Annotated in this window: 14 protein-coding genes and 1 pseudogene; 6 read left to right on the forward strand and 9 right to left on the reverse strand. The window is 50.1% G+C overall.

From position 1 onward, the window contains the following. Nucleotides 1-90: 90 nt before the first annotated feature. From mtaB to Q9O24_00145, 4 genes are all read right to left on the reverse strand, one after another. Nucleotides 91-1,383: a tRNA (N(6)-L-threonylcarbamoyladenosine(37)-C(2))-methylthiotransferase MtaB gene (gene mtaB, locus Q9O24_00130; GenBank protein ID MDQ7073599.1), complete on the reverse strand. Its 1,293-nt coding sequence runs from the start codon at nucleotides 1,381-1,383 to the stop codon at nucleotides 91-93. A gap of 83 nt (nucleotides 1,384-1,466) precedes the next feature. After that, nucleotides 1,467-3,113 carry a diguanylate cyclase gene (locus tag Q9O24_00135; GenBank protein MDQ7073600.1) on the reverse strand — a complete coding sequence of 549 codons (1,647 nt, stop codon included), beginning with the start codon at nucleotides 3,111-3,113 and terminating at the stop codon, nucleotides 1,467-1,469. 2 nt (nucleotides 3,114-3,115) lie between these two features. Beyond that, on the reverse strand, nucleotides 3,116-4,159 hold the full coding sequence (locus Q9O24_00140; GenBank protein MDQ7073601.1) for an efflux RND transporter periplasmic adaptor subunit: 1,044 nt from the start codon (nucleotides 4,157-4,159) through the stop codon (nucleotides 3,116-3,118). Nucleotide 4,160: 1 nt separating this feature from the next. After that, the gene (locus Q9O24_00145; protein MDQ7073602.1) at nucleotides 4,161-6,695 is read right to left on the reverse strand and encodes a DUF349 domain-containing protein; all 2,535 of its coding nucleotides are present in this window, start codon (nucleotides 6,693-6,695) and stop codon (nucleotides 4,161-4,163) included. Nucleotides 6,696-6,991: 296 nt separating this feature from the next. Between Q9O24_00145 and Q9O24_00150 the strand changes: the two genes are divergently transcribed. Further along, the gene (locus Q9O24_00150; protein MDQ7073603.1) at nucleotides 6,992-7,354 is read left to right on the forward strand and encodes a response regulator; all 363 of its coding nucleotides are present in this window, start codon (nucleotides 6,992-6,994) and stop codon (nucleotides 7,352-7,354) included. Between the two features lie 12 nt (nucleotides 7,355-7,366). Here the strand turns inward: Q9O24_00150 and Q9O24_00155 are convergent, their stop codons facing one another. After that, a complete protein-coding gene (locus tag Q9O24_00155) occupies nucleotides 7,367-7,918 on the reverse strand; it encodes a Smr/MutS family protein (GenBank protein ID MDQ7073604.1) in 552 nt (183 codons plus the stop codon). 75 nt (nucleotides 7,919-7,993) lie between these two features. Here Q9O24_00155 and surE point away from each other — a divergent pair, with 75 nt between their 5' ends. From surE to rpoS, 5 genes are all read left to right on the forward strand, one after another. Beyond that, complete coding sequence (surE, locus tag Q9O24_00160; GenBank protein MDQ7073605.1) at nucleotides 7,994-8,740, forward strand: 5'/3'-nucleotidase SurE; 747 nt, start codon at nucleotides 7,994-7,996, stop codon at nucleotides 8,738-8,740. 5 nt (nucleotides 8,741-8,745) lie between these two features. After that, a complete protein-coding gene (locus Q9O24_00165; protein ID MDQ7073606.1) occupies nucleotides 8,746-9,411 on the forward strand; it encodes a protein-L-isoaspartate(D-aspartate) O-methyltransferase in 666 nt (221 codons plus the stop codon). 64 nt (nucleotides 9,412-9,475) lie between these two features. After that, complete coding sequence (locus Q9O24_00170) at nucleotides 9,476-10,054, forward strand: YqaA family protein (protein MDQ7073607.1); 579 nt, start codon at nucleotides 9,476-9,478, stop codon at nucleotides 10,052-10,054. 9 nt (nucleotides 10,055-10,063) lie between these two features. Beyond that, nucleotides 10,064-10,897 (forward strand): peptidoglycan DD-metalloendopeptidase family protein, encoded by an 834-nt coding sequence (locus Q9O24_00175; protein MDQ7073608.1) that lies wholly within the window; start codon nucleotides 10,064-10,066, stop codon nucleotides 10,895-10,897. A 107-nt stretch (nucleotides 10,898-11,004) separates the two neighbouring features. Continuing rightward, nucleotides 11,005-11,949, forward strand: a complete 945-nt coding sequence (gene rpoS / locus Q9O24_00180; protein MDQ7073609.1) for an RNA polymerase sigma factor RpoS — start codon at nucleotides 11,005-11,007, stop codon at nucleotides 11,947-11,949. Here rpoS and Q9O24_00185 read toward each other — a convergent pair. From Q9O24_00185 to Q9O24_00200, 4 genes and pseudogenes are all read right to left on the reverse strand, one after another. After that, on the reverse strand, nucleotides 11,935-13,077 hold the full coding sequence (locus Q9O24_00185) for a VanZ family protein (GenBank protein ID MDQ7073610.1): 1,143 nt from the start codon (nucleotides 13,075-13,077) through the stop codon (nucleotides 11,935-11,937). The genes rpoS and Q9O24_00185 overlap by 15 nt on opposite strands. Before the next feature lie 110 nt (nucleotides 13,078-13,187). Next, a pseudogene (locus Q9O24_00190) lies at nucleotides 13,188-13,878 on the reverse strand (MBL fold metallo-hydrolase). Nucleotides 13,879-13,891: 13 nt separating this feature from the next. Next, nucleotides 13,892-14,182 carry a rhodanese-like domain-containing protein gene (locus Q9O24_00195; GenBank protein MDQ7073611.1) on the reverse strand — a complete coding sequence of 97 codons (291 nt, stop codon included), beginning with the start codon at nucleotides 14,180-14,182 and terminating at the stop codon, nucleotides 13,892-13,894. A gap of 108 nt (nucleotides 14,183-14,290) precedes the next feature. Beyond that, nucleotides 14,291-15,427, reverse strand: a complete 1,137-nt coding sequence (locus Q9O24_00200; GenBank protein ID MDQ7073612.1) for a GNAT family N-acetyltransferase — start codon at nucleotides 15,425-15,427, stop codon at nucleotides 14,291-14,293.

Below are 15,427 nucleotides of genomic sequence, written 5' to 3' on the forward strand. Positions count from 1 at the left end.
GTGGTTGCAATGAGGGTAAGTATAAACCGATTTCTTTTCCTAACAATGTGATCAATGACGCGATGAACATAGGGTCATCGCGTTTCCTATTTAATCAGGTTGAGCTAATAAACATTCACCTTCAAGATCAACGGACTTCAACGTCACAGCCGTAATCTGGTTGCTCATTTTCTGTTCAGGATCAACATCAACGGCCACGCGGAGATAGTTGGGAGCGTAACCCCAGTAGCGTTTTTTGCCGTCTGCTTGGGTTTTTCCTTCGCCTTCCCACAGGACTTCCACTTGATGACCGACATAACCCGCTAGAGTTTTGAGTTTCATCTCTTGAGCTAATTGATGCAAAATTTTGCTGCGCTCTTTTTTGACCTTTTCGGGGATCGGATTGGCCAGTGTGGCGGCTTTGGTGCCGCTGCGGGGCGAGTAGCTGAAGATGTGCAGATGGCCAAAACCGATCTGCTGAATAAAGGCCAAACTCTCTTGCCATTCCTGTTCTGTTTCGCCGGGAAAGCCGACAATGATGTCGGAGGTGATGTTGAAGTTGGGCACGGCGGCTCTGGCCTGCTCCACCAATGCCTTAAAATCGGCGGTTTTGCAGCGGCGCGCCATGCGTCGCAGCACAGAGTTGGTGCCACTTTGCAGGGGCAAGTGCATGTGGGGCATCAGACGGGGGCTTTTGAACAGCTCAAAAAAGTGTTCTGGTAGATCCCACGGCTCCACTGAGGCCAAACGGATGCGTGGCATGTCGGTCTCGCGGAGAATCGTCTCCAACAGTTGGTACAGAGTGCTGTCGATGTCGGAGCCGTAACCGCCCACATGCACGCCGGTCAGAGCGATCTCTTGAATGCCTTGCTGATGGAAGTCATTGATCTCTGCCACGATCTCTTCAAGGGTGCGGCTGCGTTCATCGCCTCGCGCAACGGTGACGATGCAAAACGTGCAGCGGTAGCGGCAGCCGTCTTGAATTTTGATAAACGCCCGTTGCCGTCCCCGTTGGAAAAGGCTGCTTTCGCCCGGTTCCGTGGCCGCTTGTGGCATCACGGGCAGATTCAGCTCTTGGGTGGCAATTTTTACCAGCTGATCTTTCTGTTTGTTTTCCACCACCAGATCCACGCCCAAAGCACCGGCGGCCTCTTCTGGGCTGAGGGAAGCGTAACAGCCGCTCATGACGATTTTGGCGCTGGGGTTGTCGCGTTGAATGCGTTTGATGTATTGGCGCGATTTGCGCACCGCCTGTTGGGTCACAGCGCAGCTGTTGAAGACCATCAGGTCGGCCTCGTTGGCGTCGTTAACCACTTGGTGGCCATCGGCCTTAAACTCCCGCGCCCAGCCTTCCAACTCGGCTTCATTCAGACGACAGCCGATTGCTTTGAGATGAATCTGCACCTTATAACCCCAATGGACAAAAGGGGTATTTTAGCGAAAAACGGGGTGGATGAGGGAAGTAATGTTGGCTGGATCTCGTGACATCAGTGAGGATTGACATAATCCACGGGTTGGTGAAAGGCGACAACTCGATTACGGCCTTGGCGTTTGGCTTCATGCAGTGCTTTGTCGGCGCTGTTGCAAAGGCTGGCGAGACTCTGTTGTCTCGGGTAGGTGGCAATGCCTGCGCTGAAGGTGATGTGCAGCGGCTGTTGATCGTTGTTGTGTGCCAACAGACCAAAGCTGTGGCGAACGTCATCAACGATGATCTGCGCCGCTTTCAGATCCACATCTTGCAAAATCAGGGCAAACTCATCGCCGCCGTAACGACCGATCAGATCGTTGTGCCGCAGGCGTTTTTCCAGTAGTCGGGATAGGGTGCGTAGAATACGGTCACCGATTCCATGGCCGTGTTTGTCATTGACTTGTTTGAAGTGATCTAGGTCGATTAAGACGTAACTGAGTGTGCCTTGATGACGTTGACAGCGGGCTAATTCTCTCCCCAATTGATCGTGGAAAACCGAGTGCGAGAGCAGTCCCGTGAGGCTGTCGCGCATCATAGTACTGCGGTTGCTGCGCGCACGCTGGACGCGGGCAACCAGATCGGCCATCAGGTGTTCGCCATCCATCGGTTTGATTAAAAAATCATCTCCTCCCGCATGAATCGCTTCGATGTGGCGGTGAATGGCGGTCTCTACGGAGTAAAAGACAATGGAGGTGCCGCTGTAGGTCGGCTGTTGACGAATAATGGAAGCCAGTTCGATCCCATTGCAACTGGGCATATAAAGATCCATTAAGATCAGTTCGGGTTGAAACTCATTTAAATGTTCCAAAATGGTTTCCGGTTGTGTCACCACATGGGTTTCGATGCCGGCCATCTCCAACATTGTGGCGGTGTGGTGAACACTGCACAGATCATCGTCTACCACCATGATTCGGTAGGAGTGCAGGTCGGATTCACTGGTGAGTTCATTGATGCACTCGCTGAGCTGAAAGAGATCCACCGGTTTAACAAAATAAGCATAAGCCCCAGCACGTACTGCTTGCAGACGATGATTAAAATCATCTTTGCTGGAGATACAGACCAGAGGAATTGTCTGCATCGTTTGCTGCTGATGCAGTTGTAACTGTTGTAGCTCCGTCTCGTCCGGTTCAATCAAGACAATGAGGTTGATGCTTACCTGAGAGGCACGTTGCAGCAGTTTGGGCAGAGCATCAAGAATTTCGATCTTATAACCGTAGTGGCTTAGGTCGTGAGCTAAGTTTTCATCCAGTTTGCTGTTGTCTTTGATAATGACCACACGGGTATCACCCTCAGCGGCGGATACGCTTGAATACCGGCCAGATGATGGGGCTTGAGAGGGGCGTTCGGCGGCACTTTTGAGCTGTTCGATAAAATGATCAATCATCATCAACTGTTGGTGATTGAAAAACGGCGGACGCTCATCATAACCGTCAAGGCAGGCATCCAGTTGACGGGTAATGCCGGAAACGGCGTTAAAGCCAAAAATGGCGGTGGAGCCAGAGAGTTCGTGGACGGCGTATTTGAGCTGGTGCAGATCGTCCAGAGCAGGGTGTCTGTTGAGTCTCTCCCAAGTGGAAATGATTTGAGAGATTTTTTTTGGCAGTTTGACCGCGTACTCTTGGTGCAGGCCTCTGAGTTTGTCGTGGTAATCTGGGTCATCGGTCATTGTCATCTCTCCTTGATTGACCTATCGGACGGTGCTTTTATGACTTGAGTTTTCTGTATATCGAGCACCCTTTGAGCTTTTTTTAGGCCAGGAAAACCGTTAACAATAACCCGTTGCCCTGATTTTAATCCGGTTTTAATTTCAACTCGCTCCGCAAAGTAACGCCCAGTTTTTACTTGTTGACGTGCTGTTTTATGCTGTTGATTGATGCTCCACAGATACGCGCCTTGGCGGTCGTGGCGCAGCGCCTGTAGCGGTACGGAGAGTATGGGGTCGTGTTCGATTTTGACGTGCAGTTGGCACTGCTGGCCTGCAAACAGGTTATCCGGTAAACGAGTAAAACGAACTTCAATGGTACCTTGCTGGTTGGAATTCAAACTGGGGTGAATGCGACTGATGTAACCGCTGCTCTGTTTCGCCCCAGCCAACTGGATCTGCACCGTCTGTTTGAGTTTGAGCTGCATAAAGCGTGTTTCGTCAACGTTGGCGCTTATCTGTAGCGAGTTAGGGGCGACAAGGCTTAAAAGGTGCGTGTGAGCCGCTACGCTGTCACCGGCATTGACCAACCGCTGGCTGATGACGGCATCAAAAGGCGCATATAAGGTCTGTTGCGAGAGCCGTGTTTGCACTGTTTGTTTGTCGATCACGGCGCTGTCGAGGGTCGTTTGCGCCTGATTTAACGCGCTGACAGAGAGGGCTTTTTGTTCGAATAATTTTTTATTGCGATCACGTTGCCATAACGCTTGCTGATGGATCACCTCTGTTTTTTTCAGTTGGAGTTTCAGCAGGCTGTTATCAAAGGCGATCAGTAGATCGTTTTTTTTGACAACATCGCCGATGCGCTGGGGAGCGTGCTTAATCACTCCTGCTGTTGGATTGTGTATTTTTCGCAGTTGGCTGTAAACGAGTTGGCAGCTGAGGGTGTGTTGCTGCTGAAATCGCTGCCACTGCACGATCTGACTCTCCACAACGTGCTCGGTTTTTGCCTGTGATGCGCCGCTGATAATCAGTGTGAACATCAGCAGCAGTGATGGGGCGGCTCTCATTTTAGGCGGTTGGGGATTGTGAAGCGGCTTGCAAAGCGTGCTGAAAACGCCGCTCCAATTTCAGGCTCTCTGGGTCAATAAGGGGGCCTAGACAGAACCACTGTTCCTCCAATTGTTGTTGGTTTGATAGTGGGTTGTGGCTTTTTTGCTTTAACCCTTGAGAGAGGCGATTGACTTGGTACTGCATACGCAGTGCTTGGTCTTCTGTTGGTGAATCAACGCCCAGTAAAATCTCCAACTGGATACAGAGCTGTTGGCGTTGAGGAGTGAGGGTCTGAGACTGCTGTTGCAGCTGTTCTGCTTGGCCGTTTTGGCAGCTTGTGAGCGCGTGTTGAAAGCGTTTGTTTAGAATGCTTTCGTTGCCGTGTTGGCTTTGCCACTGCTGGATTAAGTCTTGCAGCAGCTCCTGTTTGTTGACGGGGCTGTTGATCTGTTCCAGTTGTTGGCAGAGTTGCGCTTGTTGACGTAGTTGCTGTTGTTGTTGGATGAGTTGCTGCTGCTGTTGCTGAAGACAACAGTGTTGGTAGGCCTGTTGTGCACTTTCAAAGCGTTGTTGCAGTGGTGTTATGGCGGCCTTTGGCAGCTCACCGAGATCGTCAAACTGTTGTTGCAGCTGTTGCATTTTGCTTAGGCCGCTGTTGGCTGGGGTCTGTTCTTGGCTGAGTTGTTCCAGTGTGACAATCAGCTCTTCGGCCTGTTGTTGGTGTTGTGTTAGCAGGGCTTGCTCGGTGGCGTTCTGCTGATCTTTGCGGGCAAAAATGGCGTCACACGCGTTGCGAAACTGTTTCCACAGTTGGCGATCTTGTTTGTAGAAGGTGGTGCCAATGGCTTGCCATTTTTTTTGCAGTTGTTTGGCTTCTTGCATCGCGTCGCTTAGATTTTCTTGTTCGATCAGTTGTTGGGCGCGTTCGACGATCTTCTGTTTTAGCTCGGTGTTTTTTTCACGTTCGCTGTCCAGCTGATCTTGGAGGATTTTGAGCAGTTTATTAAAATGAATTTGACTGTTTTTGGCCCTACCTCGCTGCACTTCGCGGTAGTTGCTCCACTCCTGTTTGGCAACGCGAATGACTTTTTCAATCACTTGCCAATCTGTTGCTTGCTCATTTTCACGGTTTTGCTGGATGAATTGTTGCAGTTGTTCGCAGAGCTGCTGGCGTTTTTCGAGGTTTTGTTGGCGCTGTTGCTGTTGCTGAGCAAAGTGTGTTTTGCACGGTTCGTAGGCTTGGTCGGCAGCGCCTTTAAAACGCAACCAGAGTGGTTGTGATGTTTTTGGGTCGGAAGCGCCGAGTTTTTTCCATTGCATTTGTAGGCTATTGATTTGCTCTGCTAACTCATCCGCAGGCAGGTCAATTTCGATCAAGGCTTCCATCTGTTGGCAGAGAGACTCTTTTTTGGGGGTGGTGGCAAACCCTTGCCAATCGCGCAACTCTTGGTGACGAGCATGCAGTTGCTGAAATTGTTGCTGTTCTGCTTTTGTAACAGCAGAACCTAACTCTCGGTTGAGACGCTCGATCTCTTTGTGACGTTGATTGCTCTGTGCCAAATTACCGGCTTCCAGAGCGTGTGCCAATTGCTGTAATTTATCGCTTAGTTGTGTGTGTTTCTGTTGCTGTTGGTTTTTTTGCCGTTCGCGTTGCGCTTCGTATTGTTGTTGTGTCTGTTGTTGTTGCTGTTTTTGTTGAGCGAGTTGTACCTGCTCATGTTCCTGTTGTTGCCGGTTTTTCTGTGCAAGGTCACGTGCTTTGTCTGCTTGTTCGGCAAGATGTTGCTGTTGCTGTATTCGTTCTAGGCAGGCCTGTTGCGCCTGTTTGAAGCGCGTTTGCAGGTCATCGTTGGCCGGACGTTCCAGACGTTGCCAGTGGCGTACGATTTTTTCCAGTTTGGATGGGTAGACGTTGGAGTAGGTTGTGGCACTGTGATTCTCCAGCTCTTGGCAAAGCTCTAGGCGCAGCTGTTGCTCAGCGTGTTGTTGTTTTTCTTGTTCTTTGAGCTGTTTGAGGCGTTGCTTGAGCTGCTGGTGGACTTTTTTATCACGGCCTTTGCTGGTTTTTATCAGTGTTTCTAATCTCGCTGGCTGCTGAATGCGTGCCGCTGCGTGTTGGCGAATTTGACTAAAACGTGCCGTTAAAGTCAGTTCGCTCAGCTGTTCTTCGTCGTTCAGGCGTTGCAAGGCCGCTTGGCAAAGCTCGATCTGTTTGGACTCTTTGGCCAGCTTTAACAAACTGGCTGGGTTTTGCTCTGCGAGCAGTTTAAGACTGCTTGCCCCAAAAGGCTGCTCACAGAGGTGCTGGTGGAGACGCTTTTGGGCGGCATCTCGATTATTGGCATCGCTGTCTTGCTGGCTGATTTGCAGCAGCAGAGAGGGGTCGTTGAGTTGCTGTTGAGCGGCGTGACGCACCGTCGCATCGGGGTCTTGCAGTGACAATTGTTGCAGTATCTGCTGCTGTTCTGCGTTATTGGATAGATTTTTTACCGCACTGAGACGGGCGCGGACGTTGCGTTGTTTCCATTTAGGGGCGAACCAATTTCCAAACATAATTGAGGTGTCATTCCTGGCATGATTTTCTTTAAGTGTAAGCAGTTTGGTTTTTTTTTACTAGTGCTTTATTTCGCCTTGATTGGGCTGGTAAGGCCTTGTTTGGTTGTCTGTTTTTTTAAAGATGGAATGCACTTTGCTTGGCGTGATGCTATCGGATCTCGGGTAACACAATTATCTGGATAAATTGTCTCAATTTCTGCCCTGATCAGGCGATAAAGTCATAGTGGCACGGATTAGGTGCTTTACTTTTAGGTTAACACTGGATTGTTTTTAGGATGTTAAGGGGATAACGCATGGCTAAGATTTTGGCGGTTGATGATTCTGCTTCTTTACGGCAGATGGTTTCATTTACATTGAAAAGTGCCGGTTATGAGGTGACGGAGGCGGCGAACGGTCAAGAGGGGCTGGATATGGCGCGCAGCAAAAAATTTGATCTGGTGGTAACGGACATCAATATGCCGGTGATGGACGGCATTAAGCTGATTAAGTCCTTGCGCGGTTTGGCGGAGTACCGTTTTACCCCGCTGCTGATGCTGACCACGGAGTCTTCCGACGGTAAAAAACAGGAAGGCAAAGCGGCTGGGGCGACGGGGTGGATTGTTAAGCCGTTTAATCCTGATAAGTTGTTGAATGTGATTGGGCGGGTTTTGCGCTAAGGCGGGTTTGGTTTACCACTCTTGATTGGGGCGGCGTAACAGCAGGTACAGTGCGCCAGCTCCGCCGTCCTTTTGCCGTGCTGTGCAGTAGGCTAAAACCTCTTCGCTCTGCTGTAACCAGCTGGCCACTAAGGGTTTTAGGATCGGGCCGTGTTCCTTGGAGCTGCGTCCTTTGCCGTGGATCAATATAAGACAGCGGTAGCTGTTTTTGTGCGCGTAGTGCAGAAATTCTTGTAAAATTTGACGGGCTTCCTGACGGCGGTAGCCGTGCAGATCCAATCGCTCCTCGATGCGATAGTGTCCTTTTTTGAGCTTTTTTAGGGTGGCTTTTTGCAGGCCTGAGCGGGCAAAACTGAGCTGTTCATCGCCGTGCTCAATGGGCTGGTAATGATCTGAAAGTCGATCAGGCTGCCCCTTTCTCTCTTCTTTTGTCTGTTTTCGCAGACGTGGCAGTGGTTTTTTTGTGTCTGGGACGTTTGGCCTATTTTTCAGTGGGGTGACGGTACCGACGGTGAGGCGGAACAGCTCAAGGTCTGCTTGGCTGAGTTGACGCTCTGTTTTCATAGGTTGGTGATGGCTTAGGTGGGTCATTCGACGTATTATATCGGCTCCGCCAAATTGATTGCGAGCCTAAATTTCATGCGTATTTTACTCAGTAACGATGACGGTTATCAGGCGGTGGGTTTGCGCGCTTTGGCTGAGGGTTTACGTGCTCATGCTGAGGTGACGGTGGTGGCTCCCGACCGTGATCGCAGCGGCGCGAGCCACTCTTTAACGCTCAGTTATCCGATCCGAGTGGTAAACGAAGAGGGTTTTTACCGAGCGGTGGACGGTACGCCAACGGATTGTGTCCATCTGGCCATTAATGGTTTGTTGGAATATGAGCCGGATATGGTGATCTCGGGCATCAATCATGGCGCCAATCTGGGTGATGATGTGCATTATTCAGGCACGGTGGCCGCTGCGATGGAGGGGCGTTTTCTCGGTTATCCAGCGATTGCGGTTTCGAATGTTTCTTTTCAACCCAAACATCTGGCCACGTCCGTAATCGTGATCAAAAAGCTGTTATTGCAGTTGCAGCAGCACCCTCTGCCTAGCGATACGATTTTGAACGTCAATGTGCCGGATCTGCCTTGGAGTGAGTTGGCGGGTATGCAGGTGACGCGCTTGGGCAGTCGGCATAAATCGGAACCCATTGTGGAAAACAGAGACCCCCGTGGTGGGCGTTGTTATTGGATCGGCCCGCCGGGTGCGGAGCAAGATGCCGGTGCTGGGACGGATTTTTATGCGCTCAGTCAGGGTTTTGTTTCCATTACGCCCTTGCAGGTGGATATGACTCAGCACGCCTTTATCAGTGAGCTTCAGCAGTGGGTGGCGAAAGTGTGAGAGCCGTGACTCCGCAGCAGATTCAAGGCATCGGCATGACCTCACAGCGTACCCGTAATCGTCTGCTGCTGCGTTTGCGTGAGCGGGGTATTACGGATGAAAAAGTATTGGAGACAATGGCTTCGGTGCCGCGCCATCTGTTTGTGGATGAGGCGTTGGCCAGTCGAAGTTATGAAGATACCGCTCTGCCCATTGGCAATGGGCAAACCCTTTCACAACCTTATGTGGTGGCGCGCATGACGGAGCTGCTGTTGGCAGCGGGAAGCCCGCAACGGGTCTTGGAGGTGGGTACCGGTTCCGGTTATCAAACGGCAATTCTCTCTCACTTGGTCGAGGAGGTTTTCAGTGTTGAACGCATTGAGCCGCTGTTGGCGCGGGCACGGTTGCGCTTCGCCGCGTTGGGTTATCGTAATATTCATCTCGCTCACGCCGATGGCGGCTGGGGTTGGGTGGAAGAAGCGCCTTTTGATGCCATTATGGTGACCGCTGCGGCGGAGACCGTACCCGATGCTCTGTTACAGCAATTACGACCTCAAGGGCGTTTGGTGCTGCCGGTGGGCAGGCAGGATGGAGAGCAAGTTTTGATGTTGTTAAGCAAGGATGAAAAAGGCGTTCATCGACAAGCGTTAGAGGCGGTGAGGTTTGTGCCGTTGTTGGAGGGGTTGATTTAACCTTTTTTTAGCTTGCGATGAGGTAGAATGAAACTCATGATTCGATAACAGAAAGGACGTTCGCATGAATATTTTTACCAGCCTGTATGAGAAGGTCTTGACTTGGGCCGGGCATCGCCACGCACCGCGTTATTTGGCCGGTTTGAGTTTTATGGAGTCCTCTTTTTTCCCCATTCCACCGGATGTGATGTTGATTCCAATGGTGGTAAAAAAGCCGCAGAACAGTTGGCGCTTGGCGGCACTGACGACGATTTTTTCGGTTTTGGGTGGTCTGTTTGGTTATTTGATTGGTTATTATGCCTTTGAGGCTCTGGAGCCTCTGTTGCACCAATACGGCTATTGGGATCGTTATCAACAGGTAAATGTGTGGTTTGCCGAATGGGGGTTTTGGGTGATCTTTTTGGCTGGTTTTTCACCGTTGCCCTATAAATTATTCACCATTGCCGCTGGGGCGCTCTCCTTGGCTTTGTTGCCGTTTGTATTGGCTTCGATTATTGGTCGTGGGGCGCGCTTTTTTCTGGTGGCGCAGCTGGTGGCTTGGTTGGGTCCTAAGATTGAACCGATGATTCGCAAATACATTGAGTGGATCGGCTGGGGTCTGGTGTTGTTGCTAATTATGGGTTACTTCATCCTTAAAATGTAAAGGTCAAACATGAGTTTGATAAAAATAATAGCGGTTGCGCTGAGTTTATTATTGGTGGGGTGTGAGCTGAAGCCTTTTTTGGATGATCGGTTTGATCCGGCGGTGTATGTTGTTGAACGTGGCGATTCGGTTTACTCCATCTCTTGGCGTAACCGCTTGGATTTTAAAAAGGTCATTGTTTGGAATGCGTTGCATGCGCCCTATACGATTCATCCTGGCCAGCGTTTAACACTGCGTCGTCCCGTTGATTTTGTCTTGCCAGCAGCAAAGCCGATCTCAACGCCAATGGCGGTTATTGAGGTGGAGCCTGAACCTGATGTTATTACCAGCGCCATCGCTATTGAGGAAGGGTCAGGATTTGACAGTACGCCTTTAAAGGTGGATTCTGTTCATGTTGCTGATGTTGAGCATTTGATGGATAAAAAACCAGCTGTACCGGTTGTACCAAAATTGGCGGCAGGGCTGAAAGACGGCGTGTATTGGAGTTGGCCAACGAATGGTCAAGTGAACAAAAAATTTCAACCTCAAAATAAGTTGGTGTCAAGTGTAGAAATAGCAGGTGAAAAGGGACAGGTGATACGCAGTACCGCTGAAGGTGTGGTGATGGTCTCTAATTTTGTCCGAGGCTATGGAAAAATGTTGCTCATCAGTCATAAATCAGGTTATTTAAGTGGTTATATGCGTAATGACCGTCTTTTGGTCAGTGAAGGCGATAGGGTGAAACGGGGTGAGAAGATTGCTTTGATGGGACATCAAGCGGGTAAAAAACAAGCCATATTGCATTTTGAAATTCGCAAAAAGGGCCAGCCGGTTGATCCAGAGTTGTATCTGCCACGTCTGTAAGGGTAAGCAAGAAAAAAGAGAGCACAGAATGTTTTAGTGTTTTTAAATTTTGGCGGGTTGTGTGCTGTGAGTAGCGCACGATTGGCATAATTACTCTGGAGGTTGTTATGATCACAGTGAGTGACGTAAATGATAAAGTAGGGAGCAGCGTTTTGCCAAAGGCTAAAAAAGCACCGGCAGCTCAAGCAGTAAAAAACCCCGACGCACCCAGTCGTCAGGAGGCCGATGCAACGCGCCTCTATCTAAAAGAGATTGAATTCTCACCCCTTTTGAGCGGCGATGAAGAGAAGTATTACTCGCGTTTGGCGCAAAAGGGCGATGAACCCGCGCGTAAAAAAATGATCGAATGCAATTTGCGTTTGGTGGTGAAGATTTCTCGTCGATACATGAACCGTGGTTTGGCCTTGTTGGATTTAATCGAAGAGGGCAACTTGGGTTTGATTCATGCTGTAGAAAAATTTGATCCTGAGCGGGGGTTTCGTTTTTCCACCTACGCTACTTGGTGGATTCGACAAACCATTGAACGGGGGTTGATGAATCAAACCCGCACCATCCGTTTGCCAATCCACATTATTAAAGAGATGAACATCTATCTGCGCAGCGCGCGGGTGTTGCGTCAAGAGTTGGGGCATGAACCAACTGCGGAAGAGATTGCAGAGATGTTGGATCGGCCAGTTAAAGACGTAAAACGTCTGTTGGGTTTGCAAAATCGAGTCAGCTCGGTGGATGTGCCGATGGGCAAAGAGGGTGATTGCCCATTGTTAGACATGATTCCCGATGAGCACAGCCCTGATCCCTCTGAATTGCTGCAAAGTGAAAATGTACACTGCAATATTGAGTCTTGGTTGCAAGAGCTGGAAGTGAAACAGCGTGAAGTGGTGATTCGTCGTTTTGGTCTGCATGGCTATGAACGTGCGACTTTGGAAGCGGTGGGACGTGAGCTGGGCGTGACCCGTGAGCGTGTACGGCAGATTCAGATGGATGCCTTAAAACGGTTGCGGCGTATTTTGGAGAGTCATGGGTTTTCTGAGGAGACTTTACTTTCTCTGTAACGACAGAATGGCTTTGATCTGTTGCTGTTGCAGATGGTAGAGCATCAGACCAGAAAAATAACCGCCGCTGAAAATAAGCAGCTCAACCCCTTGCACGGTTTTAGTGAGATGAAAGCCGTGCAGTAGAGTCAGAGTCAACAGACTGAGCAGCAAGTAAGAGAATTGGTAAGCCGCTTGTTGCAGCGCTGAGATCTGTTGTCGTCCATGACATTCAGAGATGAAAAACCCCAATAACGTAAACCCCACAAACAGTTCAATGATGCGAAACTGAATGCCGTCGCTGAAGGGCATTGTCTCTGCCCAAACCAGTTGCAAGTGCCAATCTTGTGAGCTGAAATGCAGTGGCCAGAAGGTGAGCAGAAAAAGATAGAGCAGCAAAATGGGCAAGGCCGGTTTTAAGGTGCGTATTTCAAAACGCCGTTCTGGTGCAGGTTTGAGCTGTAAACGGTGCAGCTGCTGTGTGGCTAGAAACGCCACGGCCAAGACCACCATACCCGTCCAGTAGGGGTTCTGAAACAGAGCCGGTACCGCAGCAATGGCAAACCAGAGTAGGGTGATGAAAAAGGTTTTCTGCCGCAGTTGAGCACGGTGGGTGTGGGTTGCTTGGTAGGCGAGTACGCTGCCAAAAATACGTGCGCCGAGCAGAGCCAGTAGGGGCAACAGAGCCAAGCGAGAGGGTTCTTCGCTGAGGGTGCTGCCGTTAAGCCAGATCAAAAACGTCAGCAGGTAGATGTCGAACATCAGCGGGTATTCCAGCGCCATTAGACGGCTGAGATCGTCTGTTTTGAGCTGCTTTTGCAGTTTTTGGTAGGCAAAGACACCAATTAAGCTGCCGAGGGTATTGCTGATCACATCGCTGCCGGTGCTGTAGCGGTTGTGCAGCAGCAGTTGCAACAGCTCCACAGAACAACTGAGCAAAAAACCAAACAGCAGTGCTTTGGAGTAGAGGGCATTAGTCGATTGCGGGTGCGCCAAGGCGTATAAAAAACCGATGGGGAGAAACAGAAACAGGTTTTTAATCACGTCTGAAAAGGTGTCGATCAGCATCCACTGAACCTGATCGGGCCAGATAAATTGATACGGCATCAGAGTAAGAAGTAAAATCAGCAGCACGGCGTAGAGCAACATGCCGTGGCCGATGCTGTTTTTTTTTTGCTTACCACTGATTTACACTCCTTGTCTGTTTTTCCCCTGTGCTGATTAATCCAAAAGTTGCGCCACATTTTTAGCAAATTGTTTTACGACTTATCAATCCCGCAACGCAGATTGCCTGGCACCGATTCGGCGATGTGACGTGGTTTAGGCAGATCCATATTTTCCATAATCTCGATGTACTCTTGACGGCTTTTGCCTGCCAGTCTGGGGTTGTGCTGTTTCTCTTCGCCGATGCTTGACTGGGTTAGGCCTTGGTAGTCGTGACCCGGCCAGACGATGGTTTTATCCTCTAGGCTGAAGAGTTTTTTTGGTGATGGAGTCGTACGCCGCTCCCGCATCGCCCGACTGAAAATCGGTGCGGCCACTGCTGCGAATCATCAAGGTATCACCGGTGAACACCGCGCCTTCGATCCGGTAGCAGATGTCGGTGTTGGTGTGACCTGGGGTGTACAAAACGTTGATCGTTTGCTTGCCCAGCGTGAGGCTGTCGCCTTCGTCTAGCAGTTGATCGGCGCACGTGCTTTGGCTGTTGCGATGCACGGCCACCCTGGCCTTAAAGCGTTTGCGCAGCTCGCCTGCGCCAGTGACGTGGTCGGCGTGGATGTGGGTTTCCAGTAAAAAACGCAGATCCAGACCCAGCTCTTGAATCAGTTTGCTGTCCCGTTCCACTTGTTCGCGTACGGAGTCAATGAGGGCTGCTTCTTGAGTTTCTTCATCCCAAATCAGGTAGCTGTAGGTGCTGCTGTTGGGGTCAAACAGTTGTTTGTTTTGCATGGTAAAGCTCCTTTTAACAGCGTTGTAGAGTTTGATATGAACCGAGGTCGAGCACGTCGTTGAAGCCGGAGGCTTGCAGTATTTCACGAGCGCGGGCGCTGCGCATGCCGGTGCCGCAGTAGATCACATAGGCTTTGTTGTTGGCGAGGCGTTCCAGAGCCATCGGCATGGAGCGCAGCGGCAGATTGACGGCATTGGGCAGTGCGCCCGCTTGGTATTCGTTTGGGTCGCGTACGTCGAGCAGCGTCGCGCCTTTGTGTAACAGTTGGCGTGCCTGCTGACAGAGTCGTTTGCTTGAGTTCATGATCTGATTGCCTGTAGTTGATTACGTTGGCAATTACGTTACTACATTAGAATTTAATAATATAGTGATATTTTAGTTGATGTGTGATCAGGATCACATTTGCTTAAATTACCCGCATTTAAACGGTGACTTCTGCATCAACGCATCACACTCCGCCAGCATCATCTGTGTCTCCTGCTTCACATGTTGACGAATGATGTTGTCAAACTGGGGATGTGCAATCCAGTGAGCGGAGTGGGTTTTTGTGGGCAAAAAGCCTCGACTGATTTTATGCGTGCCTTGCGCACCGGGTTCAAAACGCTGCAACCCGTGTTCAATACAGTAGTCGAGTCCTTGGTAATAACAGGTCTCAAAGTGCAAGCTGTCGTACTGTTCCGAACAGCCCCAATAACGCCCATAGAGGCTGGTTTTATCCCGAAAGCAGATCGCTACGGCGACGTTTTTTTCGTCGTGTTGAGCAAAAATAAGCAAAATATTATCGGGCAGGGTACGGCCAATGTGTTCAAAAAAGGCCAAGGTTAATGTGGCGGTACCGTATTTTTCATCAAAGGTGTTTTTGTAAAAATCGTACACCTGTTGCCACTCACTTGAATTCATGTCATGACCGGTTTTGAGTTGAAAGGTGATGCCCTGTTCTTTAACTTTGCGCCGTTCTTTAAGAATGTTTTTGCGTTTGCGTGAGGCAAAGTGAGAGAGGTAGTGGTCGAAGTCTTGGTAGTTTTGATTCGTCCAGTGGTACTGACAACCGAGACGACTGAAAAGCCCCACCTGCTCAAACTGGTTTTTTTCGTTTTCGGTGCAAAAAAGCCAATGCAGCCCTGTCATGTTCTGTTGCTGACAAAATTGCAGCAGCGCCTTTTGCATCACAGGCAGCAGTTCCGGCAGCCGTTCCGGCGCGCAGAGCAATCTCTGGCCGCCGACAGGAGTGTAGGGGGAGCCGACCACCAGTTTGGGGTAGTATTCCAGCCCAGAACGTTGATACGCGTCAGCCCACGCCCAATCAAAAACAAACTCACCGTAGGAGTTGGTTTTGATGTAGCTTGGCACCGCTGCAATCAGTTGGTCGCTGTCGTCGCAGAGCAAAAAGTAGTGTGGCAGCCAGCCAAAAGGCTCTAGGCAACCGGTCTGTTCCAAAGCAAGTAGAAAACCGTGACTGAGAAAAAAATTCTCCTCGTCACAGAGACCGTCCCACTGTTCGGCTTTAACTTCCGTCAGGCTGGTGATAATTCGCAGTTGGAGTGCCAA

This window comes from Gammaproteobacteria bacterium (assembly GCA_030949385.1).
Lineage (GTDB): Bacteria > Pseudomonadota > Gammaproteobacteria > JAUZRS01 > JAUZRS01 > JAUZRS01.

What these genes read in the sequence shown, in the direction of transcription:
- Q9O24_00135 (MDQ7073600.1), bottom strand. Translation starts at nt 3,113, where the DNA reads ATGACCGATGACCCAGATTACCACGACAAACTCAGAGGCCTGCACCAA.
- Q9O24_00140 (MDQ7073601.1), bottom strand. Translation starts at nt 4,159, where the DNA reads ATGAGAGCCGCCCCATCACTGCTGCTGATGTTCACACTGATTATCAGC.
- Q9O24_00145 (MDQ7073602.1), bottom strand. Translation starts at nt 6,695, where the DNA reads ATGTTTGGAAATTGGTTCGCCCCTAAATGGAAACAACGCAACGTCCGC.
- Q9O24_00150 (MDQ7073603.1), top strand. Translation starts at nt 6,992, where the DNA reads ATGGCTAAGATTTTGGCGGTTGATGATTCTGCTTCTTTACGGCAGATG.
- Q9O24_00155 (MDQ7073604.1), bottom strand. Translation starts at nt 7,918, where the DNA reads ATGAAAACAGAGCGTCAACTCAGCCAAGCAGACCTTGAGCTGTTCCGC.
- surE (MDQ7073605.1), top strand. Translation starts at nt 7,994, where the DNA reads ATGCGTATTTTACTCAGTAACGATGACGGTTATCAGGCGGTGGGTTTG.
- Q9O24_00170 (MDQ7073607.1), top strand. Translation starts at nt 9,476, where the DNA reads ATGAATATTTTTACCAGCCTGTATGAGAAGGTCTTGACTTGGGCCGGG.
- Q9O24_00175 (MDQ7073608.1), top strand. Translation starts at nt 10,064, where the DNA reads ATGAGTTTGATAAAAATAATAGCGGTTGCGCTGAGTTTATTATTGGTG.
- rpoS (MDQ7073609.1), top strand. Translation starts at nt 11,005, where the DNA reads ATGATCACAGTGAGTGACGTAAATGATAAAGTAGGGAGCAGCGTTTTG.
- Q9O24_00185 (MDQ7073610.1), bottom strand. Translation starts at nt 13,077, where the DNA reads ATGTTGCTCTACGCCGTGCTGCTGATTTTACTTCTTACTCTGATGCCG.
- Q9O24_00195 (MDQ7073611.1), bottom strand. Translation starts at nt 14,182, where the DNA reads ATGAACTCAAGCAAACGACTCTGTCAGCAGGCACGCCAACTGTTACAC.